Here is a 2,650-nt window from a genome sequence, read left to right as displayed (position 1 = left end):
CATAAAGGCGCTCAGTCTCACGTTTGGTCTTGTGACGTAGCGTGCACTTGGATCTATCGACATGTCATGTCGGCCAAGGCAACTTGAGGTTATATGGTCAAGCCACACGGATCATTAGTATCAGTTAGCTCAATACATTGCTGTACTTACACACCTGACCTATCAACCACATAGTCTATATGGTTCCTTTAGGGGGCTTGTGCCCCGGGAAGTCTCATCTTGAGGCACGCTTCCCGCTTAGATGCTTTCAGCGGTTATCGTTTCCGAACATAGCTACCCGGCAATGCCACTGGCGTGACAACCGGAACACCAGGGGTTCGTCCACTCCGGTCCTCTCGTACTAGGAGCAGCCCCTCTCAAACTTCCAACGCCCATGGCAGATAGGGACCGAACTGTCTCACGACGTTCTGAACCCAGCTCGCGTACCACTTTAAATGGCGAACAGCCATACCCTTGGGACCGACTACAGCCCCAGGATGTGATGAGCCGACATCGAGGTGCCAAACACCGCCGTCGATATGAACTCTTGGGCGGTATCAGCCTGTTATCCCCGGAGTACCTTTTATCCGTTGAGCGATGGCCCTTCCATACAGAACCACCGGATCACTAAGTCCTAGTTTCCTACCTGCTTGATCCGTCGATCTTGCAGTCAAGCACGCTTATGCCTTTGCACACAGTGCGCGATGTCCGACCGCGCTGAGCGTACCTTCGAGCTCCTCCGTTACTCTTTAGGAGGAGACCGCCCCAGTCAAACTACCCACCATACACGGTCCCCGATCCGGATTACGGACCTAGGTTAGAACGTCAAGCACGACAGGGTGGTATTTCAAGGATGGCTCCACTGCAGCTAGCGCCACAGTTTCATAGCCTCCCACCTATCCTACACAGACGAACTCAACGTTCAGTGTAAAGCTATAGTAAAGGTTCACGGGGTCTTTCCGTCTTGCCACGGGAACGCTGCATCTTCACAGCGATTTCAATTTCACTGAGTCTCGGGTGGAGACAGCGCCGCCATCGTTACGCCATTCGTGCAGGTCGGAACTTACCCGACAAGGAATTTCGCTACCTTAGGACCGTTATAGTTACGGCCGCCGTTTACTGGGGCTTCGATCAAGAGCTTCGCCTTGCGGCTGACCCCATCAATTAACCTTCCAGCACCGGGCAGGCGTCACACCCTATACGTCCACTTTCGTGTTTGCAGAGTGCTGTGTTTTTGATAAACAGTCGCAGCGGCCTGGTTACTTCGGCCATCGTCAGCTTTAGATCGCATGATCCACCGACAATGGCGCACCTTCTCCCGAAGTTACGGTGCCATGTTGCCTAGTTCCTTCACCCGAGTTCTCTCAAGCGCCTGAGAATTCTCATCCTACCCACCTGTGTCGGTTTACGGTACGGTCTGCGTAAGCTGAAGCTTAGGAGCTTTTCCTGGAAGCGTGGTATCAGTGACTTTGTCATAAAGACTCGTCTCGGTGCTCGGTCTTAAAGGATCCCGGATTTGCCAAAGATCCAAACCTACCGCCTTTCCCCAGGACAACCAACGCCTGGTACACCTAACCTTCTCCGTCCCTCCATCGCACTTACGCGAGGTGCAGGAATATTAACCTGCTTCCCATCGACTACGCATTTCTGCCTCGCCTTAGGGGCCGACTCACCCTGCGCCGATTAACGTTGCGCAAGGAAACCTTGGGCTTTCGGCGTGCGGGTTTTTCACCCGCATTATCGTTACTCATGTCAGCATTCGCACTTCCGATACCTCCAGCAAGCTTCTCAACTCACCTTCACAGGCTTACGGAACGCTCCTCTACCGCGCATAACAAAGTTATGCACCCCAAGCTTCGGTTCTGTGCTTAGCCCCGTTAAATCTTCCCCGCAGACCGACTCGACCAGTGAGCTATTACGCTTTCTTTAAAGGGTGGCTGCTTCTAAGCCAACCTCCTGGCTGTCTGTGCCTTTCCACATGGTTTTCCACTTAGCACAAAATTTGGGACCTTAGCTGTGGGTCTGGGTTGTTTCCCTTTTCACGACGGACGTTAGCACCCGCCGTGTGTCTCCCATACAGTCCGTCTCGGTATTCGGAGTTTGCAATGGTTTGGTAAGTCGCGATGACCCCCTAGCCATAACAGTGCTCTACCCCCGAGAGGATACATATGAGGCGCTACCTAAATAGCTTTCGAGGAGAACCAGCTATCTCCGGGTTCGATTAGCTTTTCACTCCTAATCACACCTCATCCCCTACCTTTGCAACGGGAGTGGGTTCGGGCCTCCAGTGCGTGTTACCGCACCTTCACCCTGGGCATGACTAGATCACCCGGTTTCGGGTCTACTGCCCGCGACTATGCGCCCTTATCAGACTCGGTTTCCCTTCGCCTCCCCTATACGGTTAAGCTTGCCACGAACAGTAAGTCGCTGACCCATTATACAAAAGGTACGCAGTCACTCTTGCGAGCTCCTACTGCTTGTACGCACACGGTTTCAGGATCTATTTCACTCCCCTCTCCGGGGTTCTTTTCGCCTTTCCCTCACGGTACTGGTTCACTATCGGTCGGTCAGTAGTATTTAGCCTTGGAGGATGGTCCCCCCATATTCAGACAGGGTTTCACGTGCCCCGCCCTACTCGTCTTCACTGGAATGGCCCTTTCAAATACAGGGC

The 2,650-nt window shown here is 53.3% G+C and carries 1 rRNA gene (only partly in view); it reads right to left on the bottom strand.

Annotated features, from left to right (window positions below):
- Positions 1-93: 93 nt before the first annotated feature.
- A 23S ribosomal RNA gene (locus ACVOMH_RS15410) occupies positions 94-2,650 on the bottom strand; it runs 321 nt beyond the window's last position.

Source organism: Stenotrophomonas sp. STEN013 (genome assembly GCF_056760355.1).
Note: the sequence above shows the minus strand (reverse complement) of the source record. Positions and strands in the feature narration are given on the sequence as shown.